This window comes from Pseudoalteromonas sp. TB25, assembly GCF_000497995.1.
In the GTDB taxonomy this organism is placed as follows: Bacteria; Pseudomonadota; Gammaproteobacteria; order Enterobacterales; family Alteromonadaceae; genus Pseudoalteromonas; species Pseudoalteromonas distincta.
The window spans coordinates 1-9,712 of record NZ_AUTI01000120.1 but is presented as its reverse complement, the minus strand read 5'-3'; the positions used below and the strand labels follow the sequence as shown (position 1 = coordinate 9,712).

Here is a 9,712-nt window from a genome sequence, read left to right as displayed (position 1 = left end):
CTGCTCACTAATAATATCTTCGGCTTGTTGCGCCTCAGTGATTAAACCAACGGCTATTACAGGCATTTTAACAACGTTTTTTATCGCTGTTGCAAATGGCACCTGAAAATTAGGTTTTACTGGTATTTGTTGCTCAGGGCTTAAACCCGCCGTACTTACATGAATAAAATCACAGCCGAGTTCATCAAGCGCTTTACTAAGCACTATCGATTGCTCTAAATCCCAGCCGCCTTCAACCCAATCGGTTGCCGAGATACGCACACCCACTGCTTTTTCACTTGGGAATACCGCGCGTACTGCTTTAAATACCTCAAGCAATAAGCGCATTCTGTTTTCTAGGCTACCACCGTAGTTGTCATCGCGCTTGTTTGAAAGTGGCGACAAAAACTGGTGTAACAGGTAACCGTGCGCACCATGTAGCTCGATTAAATCAAGGCCGAGTTCATCAGCGCGTTTAGCTGCACTGACAAAGTCTTTAATTAGTGAGTCAATATCGGATTGGCTCATTGCTTTTGGTACTGGGCTGTTAGCGTCATACGCAATTGCCGAAGGGGCGAGCGTTTGCCAGCCATTAACATCATCAGGTGCAATGGCATCGCCACCGTCCCATGGTTTTTCAGTTGATGCTTTGCGCCCAGCATGCGCTAACTGAATACCAATAGGCATAGGGCTGTATTGCCTTACTGCTTTTAGGCTTTTGTCTAGGGCTTGCTGGGTTTCGTTATTCCAAAGCCCTAAATCGCCATAGCTAATACGCCCTTCTGGGTTTACTGCTGTTGCTTCTAAAATAAGTAATCCTGCACCACTTAAACTCAATTGGCCCAAATGAATAGTATGCCAATCGCTAGCAGCGCCATTGTTTGCTGAATACTGGCACATGGGTGCAATAATAATACGGTTATCTAACGTTACTTGCCCAAGTGATAAAGGCGAAAATAGTTGGCTCATTGTTAATCCTTGAAAACACGCACAAAAAAGTGCTGACAAAACAAAAAAAAGAATACGAAGCGGCAATCAAGCACGCTCACTCAATAACTTACACAGTTACTTATAATTCCGACTTAACACTCTTAATGGGGATAAAAATATACTTTAATAGTGCTGATAAAAGCATAATTAATAACATTATAAACTATCAATTTTAATGTAATAATTTGTTTAACGAGCACATCATAAAGCCATTTTTAAAAAATGAATGACTATTTACCTTTAAACAAGAGTGCGATTTTTAACCTGGCTGTACCTAATAGGACTAAGCTATTGCTTATATTGCCTATTAACTAAATACCCCCCCCCACAAACAAAATATATTTATTCTATAAAAGTGAATTAAAATTCAATTTAAATATTCCAAGCTACTTCACTCCCTGATAAACTGCTTAACTTAATTTACTAATGTAAAACATTTGAACCGGGGATCACTTTTTATGTTTAAACCAAGCTTGTTAACCTTGGCTATTTCGAGCGCTGTTTCTAGCGTATTTTTATTGCCTAATGCCGCACTTGCTCAAGAAGAAGTTGCAGCTAAAAACAAATCACTCGAAGTAATCGAAGTTACAGCAACAAGGCGCAGCGGCTCTGTGCAAAATGCACCGCTAAATATTACAGCCCTTGATGCAGATATTATGAAAGATCAAAATATCAATGAGCTTGCCGATGTAGCGCGCTGGGTACCTGGTTTAACAATTACCGATCAAGGTGGTCGATCAGGCTCGCCTATTATTGTTCGTGGTTTAAATACCAATTCATCTGGTCCATCATCAGATGGCGGCACGGTATCTACTTACATTAACGAAATTCCGGTTTCGGTAGATATGCGCCTTGTAGATATTGAGCGTGTTGAAGTATTAATTGGGCCACAAGGCACCCTTTATGGTGCAGGCACATTAGGCGGTGCAATTCGCTACATGCTTAAACAGCCTGAGCTTGATTTTACATCGCTTGAAGTTTACGGCGACCTGTTTCAAACAAAAGAAAGTGACTCTTTAGGTGGCGAAGGCGGTTTTATATTTAACCTTCCTATTATCGAAGATAAATTAGCGGTACGCGCCAGCTTAAATGTATATGAAGATCCGGGTTTTATCGATTACGGCTATGTAGTACGTGAACCTAGCGTATCGTTGCCAGATCCAGATTGGAGCGATAGCTCAGCAGTTAATAACAACCTTAAAAATGTAAAAGACGCCAACGGCGAAACCACCACAACAGGTCGTATTTCCGTACGCTTTAAACCAAATGAATCGTTTGAAGGTACGCTTAACTACTTTTACCAAAACCAAGACAGCGAAGGCCGCTCGATTGTTCATTACAACAGCCTTAATGCAAATAACGGTTTAAGCGATGTAATAGGTAAATACGAATCGGCTTATCGCTTTGAAGAACCTCGCGAGAAAAAAGATCAATTACTAAGCCTCGAACTAAAAGCCGACCTAGGTTTTGCAGAGCTAGTATCGGCAACCGGTATTTCAAGCTTTGATGCCGACGGTCAACGCGATCAAACAGACTTACTAATTCGTCTTGATTACGGTTATGAAGAGTTTCCTTCGTTTTCAACGTTTACCCGTGAAATTGACGAAGAAGATACCTTTACTCAAGAAATTCGCTTAGTGTCGCAAGGCGACAGCGACTTTAACTGGATTGTGGGTGGCTTTTACAACAAAACAGAAACCGAAGCATCAAGCCGAGAGTTTACCCCTGGGTTTGACCAATTCGCTATCGATAACTTTGGTGGCGAGCAGCTAAGACCTGACTCATTAGAATACTTAGAGCTTACAAAAAGTACCGTCACTGAGTCTGCACTATTTGGTGAAGTTGGCTACCAAGTTACCGACAAATTAGATGTGACCATTGGTGCCCGTTTTTACAAATACGATATAGAGTCGCAAGCGGCTTTTGACTTCCCGCTAGCAAATACATTATATGGTGGAGTAGATCCTGATGTAACCACCGTTGCATACGAAAAAGACGAAGCAGGCGATAACGGTAACTTATTTAAATTTAATGCTAAATACCAGTTCACTGACTCAGTAATGGGTTATGTAACAGTAAGTGAAGGCTTTAGAATTGGTGGTTCAAACGGTTTAGTGTCTTGTCCTGATCCAATTGTTGAGGATCAACAAACAGGTTGTGGTAAACCTGACGAATTATTATATGAAGCCGACACCACAACAAACTACGAGCTAGGCTTTAAAAGTACATGGTTTAGAAGCCAACTACACTTTAACGCCGCGTTATTTAACGTAGATTGGGATGATGCACAAATTACGGGCGCTACAGATATAGGTCAATTAACGTACCTTTCAAACGCAGGCAGCGCAAATGCAAAAGGGATTGAAATTTCAACCCGTGCGATTTTATCTGACTCGTTTTCAGTTTATGCAACTTATGCCTACACAAAAGCAGAGCTAACATCAGACGCACCATTTTTGTTTAACGCCGATGGCACCGGTGGCGCAGAAGACGGCGACCGTTTACCTGGTTCACCTGAAAACCAATTTTCGATGGGTGTAAACTATCAAACAGACGTATTTTACGACAAAACACTCGATATTAACTACGGTTTAACCGCGCAAAGCGACGTGCTTTCAAGAGTTGGGCTTCGTGATAACGGCGAAACACTACCAGGTTACAGCTTAAGTAATATATCAGCTAAATTAACAGCTGATGCATGGTCAACGACCCTATATGTTGATAACCTATTCAACAAATACGCAGTTACGTCAGTTCGTCGTTCAGATGCCGATATAACATCAGCTAATGGCGCCGATATACAACGTAACTACGGCCATTACATTAATCGCCCGCTAACGGTAGGTGTTAAATTTAACTACAAATTTGAAATATAATTTAAGCGACTTTTAAACAGTCTCACTTTTTAAACACTGTTTTAAGGCTCAAATTTATTTGAGCCTTTTTATTTTCTTTTACAAAATAATTACCAAAAACCATGCAGCCAAATTTAAAGCAACTTCATCAAAGCGCAATACACTCCCTAAACCAAGGTAAAATAGAGCAAGCACACAAAGCCCTAGTGGAGTTAGTGACACTCAAACCAGACTTTGCTGATGGGTATTTTTTGCTGGCAATGGTTAATTTAACTGTTGGGCAAATACACAAAGCAATAAAGCTCATCGAAAAAGCCCTTACCCTTGGCCAAAGTATTGAATACACCGCGCAACTTGCTAAATGTTACGCACTTACTGGCGAATTACAAAAAGCAAAAAATACCGCACTATCGGTGCCATTAAAGCAAATAACTAAAGCACTTGATGCCGACACACTCGGCGTTGCACTTACTCAAGCAGGCATTCACGAACACGCACTTAACTACTTTGAGTGCGCTATTAAACTGGCTACAGCAGCTAACAAAGCTCAACCACCGTTTTATTATAACTACGGCGTAAGCGCTAAATTTTTAGGACTATTTGATAAAGCCCAACACGCTTTTGAAAATGCCATAGCGCTTAACCCGCTGCACCACCAAAGTCATTTTGCATTAAGTGATTTAACTAAAGTAAGTAAGCAAAATAACCATATTGAGCGCTTAAAAAATGTATTTGAGCAAGTAACACACCCCGATGCAAAACTGCATATAGGCCATGCTTTAGCAAAAGAGTATCAAGACCTTGGTGAATTTTCAGAGGCTTTTAACGCGTTAGAGCAAGGTAAAGTAGCAAAACGTACTGTGCAGCCATTTGATCATAAAAGCTCAACTGAGTTGTTTGAACATATTAAACTCTTAAGTGAACAACACACACAAGCGCTAACACAAGGTAACCCAACGGCCGAACCTATTTTTGTATTAGGCATGCCCCGCTCTGGCACCACATTAGTTGAGCGTATTTTATCGAGCCACAGCGACGTGCAATCAGCCGGTGAATTACAAGACTTTGGCCTAAGCGTTAAAAAGCTAAGCCAAACACAAACACCTCACGTGCTCGACACTCAAACGCTCAGTAAAGCCTACGAGCTTGATTTTAATCAGCTTGGGTCAACCTATTTAAACGCAACACGCGTAATAACAGGCAGCCATAAGCACTTTATAGATAAACTCCCGTTTAACTTTTTTTATATCGACTTAATTACCAAAGCCCTGCCAAACGCTAAAATTATTTGCATGCTACGCGACCCAATGGACACCTGCATTGGTAACTATCGCCAGTTATTTACTATAAATAACCCCTACTACGCGTACTCGCTCGATTTACTCGACACTGCCAAATTTTACAGCCGCTTTTACAAACTCATGCAGCACTTTAGCGCCCTGCATAGCAATATAAAATTAGTAAAATACGAAGAACTAGTCGCCCAGCCCGAGCAGCAAATAAAAGAGCTAGTTAGCTTTTGTAATTTAGAGTGGCAAGCACAGTGTATAGACTTTCACTTAAACACCTCACCGGTCTCTACTGCAAGTAAAGTGCAAGTACGCCAACCACTTAACAACAAAGCAATTGGGCGCTGGAAAGCATTTAAGCCCCATACTGATAAAGCAGTGGAGTACCTTTTAAAACAAGGTATTAGTATTGAGTAAACGCTTTATTTTACCGGTGAGAGACGCCAAATAAGAGGCTTTGTGTACGTGTAGGTCGGATAAGCGAAGCGCCATCCGACACAGTAAAATACCTTGCCAATTATTATCTACATTTTATGTTGTGGAGTGGCGGAGAATGCCAACAGCAGATATTACCTTTCAAGGCCTTTGAGTGGGACTGCTAAGCCATGTGAACTCACACACCATTGCAGTCATTGAGGTTTAAGTTAAAGAGCCAATAAAACTAACACTTCACTTTGTCATCCATTGCTCTACTATGTATAACCAAAATCAGGATGAAATAAGGCCATACATTTCTGTTATTATGAAAAATCTATTATCCATTCGTTCTTATAGCACAAAACCAACCCGTCACTCACATCACTTTAATCAATTGGTTTTACCTTTACGTGGTGTCATAAATATATGCGTTGGTGATTTCAATGGTAAAGTTGCGCCAAGTGAATGTGTTGTAGTTAAAGCCAATGAAGAGCACTTGTTCACTGCAGATACTGAAGCTAGATTTGTAGTTGTGGACATGAAAAACCTACCCCTAAATATTTCATCTTCTCACTGTATTGTTTTTGCAATTAACTCATCCCTTAAAAGTTACTTAACCTTTATCGAAAACCAATTAGAAAATAAAGTTAATGCTCAATTAGAACAGGCGATGTTTGAAATGTTCAGTTTACTGCTTGCAGAGCAACCTTTATTGCCAAAAGTAGATAACCGTATTGGTACAGCAATATCCTTCATAGAGCAAAATATTGCAGAGCAACTTCACATTAAACGCCTGGCTGAATCTGCTTTTCTAAGCGAAACGCAGTTTAAGAAACTATTTAAGCAACAAACAAATATGACTGTGATGAAATACGTAACCAAACTTCGTATGGAAAAAGCGCAAGCTTTACTAACACACACAGATTATCCACTATCAATCATTGGTGAAAAAGTAGGCTACAAAGAGCCGTCAGCCTTTAGCCGAAAGTTTTCACAATTCTTTGGCCTACCACCTAATAAATTCAAAAAGTAAACTTAGTCTTTATTGTCAACGATAGCGTCTTAATTGTTAAAAACTCCTTTCATCATTAGCATACAATTTCTGTATTGAAATAATAAAAAACAGGTATCACTATGCAAAGTCATCACGGAAGTTTTAAAGGTGTAATTGCTATCATTATTGCTAGTTTTTTGTGGGGAACAACAGGCACCGCAGCAAGCTATTCCCCTGATGTGAGTTCGTTTGCAATTGGTGCATTCTCTATGGGAATAGGGGGAGTGCTACTTGTTATTACAGCACGAAAAACGTTATTTATAGATTATAAGCTCATGATTTCACAGCCTAAGGTATTACTTTTAGGTGCCGCTTCTGTCGCTATCTATCCATTAGCATTTTATACTTCAATGCGTTTATCAGGTGTTGCAATTGGCACTGTAGTTTCAATTGCTACGGCACCTTTTTTTGCTGCAATCCTTGAAAGCCTAATTAGTAAAAAAAATATATCACTGGAATGGGTACTGAGTTTTGTTATTGGAGCTATAGGTATTACTTTATTAACGTTAGGTAGAGATCAGAGTAATGATCCTTCATACAGTATTAATCAACAGAGCCTGGGTATTCTTTTGGGGTGTATTGCTGGATTAACCTATGCAGGTTATTCATGGGCAGCAAGGAGTTTAATTGAAAGTGGAGTTCATTCGAAATCGTCAATGTCAGGACTGTTTGGTTGTGCTGCTTTATTGTTACTCCCTTCATTATGGTTTACAGGTGATAACTTATTTTCAAGCGCAACCAATGCATTGGTATCTTTGTATATGGCAGTAATTCCAATGTTTTTAGGATACTTATTATTTGGTTTTGGCTTGAATTATATAAATGCAAGTAAAGCGACATTAATTACCTTAATAGAACCATTAGTTGCAACTTTTTTAGCCGTTTTCGTTATTGGTGAAAGGTTTAAGATAATTGGTTGGATAGGTGTGGCTTTGGTATCACTATGCCTATTAATGCAAACCATCAAACCTCAAAAGCAATTAAGAGTACCTATTAAATCTATGTAGCTTAAGAGCATTGACAATGCTTTTAAAAGCTTACCATAGGGTATAATTCATTTATATAAAGTAAAAAACATGAACGCTCGTAACGAACGTTCATAAAATGTAATAACCAAGGAGACGAGTATTGACTTCATACATCATAATTTCTCACAGTCTGCCTCACGCTCACAGCCGAACTTCGCTAAAGTGCCATTTATAGTATTTGAATTTAGGTCTAGATTGATGATCGTAAATGCCAGCATAGCGGTTGTTCAAGTATTTATATTTAGATGACTTATTTGTATCCCCCCTAATCTCTGCCATATTAGAAAGTTACTGGTTAAGATTAGGTTTTTGTATCGCTGATAAAGATGCATATCATGTTCATCACTCTTCTTTATCCAGCAACTCCATTAATCCAACCAGTGCAGCGAAAAGTACAGCCCCTACAGGCCAAATTATCCAAGTTACGCCCCAATCCATAGTCCATAAGCTCCAACCAAGAAAGATAGCGATTAGCAAAGGCCAGTAGAATGCAGCGAGTTTTTCAGCACGTTTTACACGTCTACTCTTTACGGTATCTAGAGGCCCATCTTTTAGAATATTGTTATAAGCCTCGTATTTAGCCGCAACAGGAGACACAATGTATATCCCAGCGGCTATGATGAGCATAAGTACAATTAGCATCATTAGAGTTATACTTGGGCCTCTGAAAAGCATACTAGCAAACATAAGAGGTGCAAAACTGATAATGAACATAAATATACCCAACGATAATCTTCGATTATAGGTAGGTCTGAACTTTGTTAATTTTTCATTGAAAACACCATGTACACCATAGGCTAATTCAAATGCTTCATTATCTATTACCGCTATATCGCTTTCATATTGGTTGGCTCTGAGAAAAAAATTTATTCCCATAGAGACTATAACTACAATACACACAACTCCTATCGCTGCTGCGATATTGCCTGTCAGGTTCAATCGATTGGTTTCAGCCATTGCCAAGAAGAAAAACAAAGGTACTACTGAGCATAAACAAAGTATAACTCCTTTAGTGATTAAGGCTGACACTTCCATCTTATTTTCAATATATTTTGCTGCTTGTTCTAAACTAATTTGAATGATATCAGGCTTTTTATTTTCATCATGAGAATCAAAAGCTTCATTCTCATCTCTTAGTAGAAAGTCAGTAGACACGTCAAAAAGCTCCGCCAATATAATTATCCTATTTAAATCAGGTATGCTATTAGTGCTTTCCCACTTAGACACTGACTGCCTAGAAACATTCATCTTTTCAGCCAATTCTTCCTGCGACCAACCAACTTGTTTTCTTAATCTGACAATCTTTTCTGCTAAAATCATAAAGTTCATTCCTTCATTTGTTGTTGAGCGGTAAGCATAGAAAGTCAGGTAGTTGCAGACCAGCAAGTCAAGTTGTTAATTTGTCAACCAGCGGTTGCAATTAGGCTAAACAGCTAAATTTAAACATTTTATTTGGTGCTAGCAAGTTAGTTTTTCATTTTGAGAGTCGAACCAAATCAGACATCCTAAATATAACTAAGCTGTCAATCTATGGCAAAATTTCCCCATCAGACAGGTCTTCCAGCCCAAAAGCTTTAAAGGTGCCCGTTTGATCCAATTTTGTCACTCGTTTAGGGAAGAGTTTAGTGTTTAATTGCTAAAATCACCTATATCATAACTAGGGCATCCATAGTTAAACCACCTCAAAAAAAGAATGTTAGGAATGGGTCAATTTTGTTGGCTAACGGTTGCTCGATTTAAGTTGTTAATTTACATTATTATTGATAATTTTCAGTAATTTGACATGATTAATTCATTAGAAATCTGTGTGAAAATTAAATGCTAGCGTCTTATATACTCACAAAGCGATCTTGAAACCGAATTCATTACTGACTGCTTTAGGCTCAAATGAACATCAAGTGATGGAAGTTCAAAGGCAGCAACGAGCTTACACTAGCCCCTCAAACATGCAGTATATATTGGTTTGAATTACCAATAATCTGTTTATTCTTTTACAAAAACTAATGTCAGCTTTCGGCTAATAGTTAGCTTTAGTAAAGCAGGTTCGAACGTCAGCTATAGAGAAAAATGGATTCCAGTTACAAGATGCTTGAGCGGCTG

The 9,712-nt window shown here is 39.0% G+C and carries 6 protein-coding genes; 4 read left to right on the top strand and 2 right to left on the bottom strand.

Translation table 11 applies throughout. The features are described from left to right. Positions 1 to 948, bottom strand: a 948-nt coding sequence (locus tag L652_RS0102525; RefSeq protein ID WP_024597336.1) for an NADH:flavin oxidoreductase/NADH oxidase, incomplete at its 3' end; no start/stop codon positions are given. 479 nt (positions 949 to 1,427) lie between these two features. Here L652_RS0102525 and L652_RS0102515 point away from each other — a divergent pair. From L652_RS0102515 to L652_RS0102495, 4 genes are all read left to right on the top strand, one after another. Next, on the top strand, positions 1,428 to 3,845 hold the full coding sequence (locus L652_RS0102515) for a TonB-dependent receptor (RefSeq protein WP_024597338.1): 2,418 nt from the start codon (positions 1,428 to 1,430) through the stop codon (positions 3,843 to 3,845). 101 nt (positions 3,846 to 3,946) lie between these two features. Then, positions 3,947 to 5,530 (top strand): sulfotransferase, encoded by a 1,584-nt coding sequence (locus L652_RS0102505; RefSeq protein WP_024597339.1) that lies wholly within the window; start codon positions 3,947 to 3,949, stop codon positions 5,528 to 5,530. A 325-nt stretch (positions 5,531 to 5,855) separates the two neighbouring features. Next, positions 5,856 to 6,563, top strand: a complete 708-nt coding sequence (locus L652_RS0102500) for an AraC family transcriptional regulator (RefSeq protein ID WP_024597340.1) — start codon at positions 5,856 to 5,858, stop codon at positions 6,561 to 6,563. Between the two features lie 101 nt (positions 6,564 to 6,664). Beyond that, positions 6,665 to 7,591, top strand: a complete 927-nt coding sequence (locus L652_RS0102495; RefSeq protein WP_024597341.1) for an EamA family transporter — start codon at positions 6,665 to 6,667, stop codon at positions 7,589 to 7,591. 363 nt (positions 7,592 to 7,954) lie between these two features. On the opposite strand, the gene L652_RS0102490 is transcribed toward L652_RS0102495, so the two are convergent. Then, positions 7,955 to 8,932 carry a helix-turn-helix transcriptional regulator gene (locus L652_RS0102490; RefSeq protein WP_024597342.1) on the bottom strand — a complete coding sequence of 326 codons (978 nt, stop codon included), beginning with the start codon at positions 8,930 to 8,932 and terminating at the stop codon, positions 7,955 to 7,957. Positions 8,933 to 9,712 lie beyond the last annotated feature (780 nt).

What these genes read in the sequence shown, in the direction of transcription:
- L652_RS0102505 (WP_024597339.1), top strand. Translation starts at nt 3,947, where the DNA reads ATGCAGCCAAATTTAAAGCAACTTCATCAAAGCGCAATACACTCCCTA.
- L652_RS0102490 (WP_024597342.1), bottom strand. Translation starts at nt 8,932, where the DNA reads ATGATTTTAGCAGAAAAGATTGTCAGATTAAGAAAACAAGTTGGTTGG.
- L652_RS0102500 (WP_024597340.1), top strand. Translation starts at nt 5,856, where the DNA reads ATGAAAAATCTATTATCCATTCGTTCTTATAGCACAAAACCAACCCGT.
- L652_RS0102495 (WP_024597341.1), top strand. Translation starts at nt 6,665, where the DNA reads ATGCAAAGTCATCACGGAAGTTTTAAAGGTGTAATTGCTATCATTATT.
- L652_RS0102515 (WP_024597338.1), top strand. Translation starts at nt 1,428, where the DNA reads ATGTTTAAACCAAGCTTGTTAACCTTGGCTATTTCGAGCGCTGTTTCT.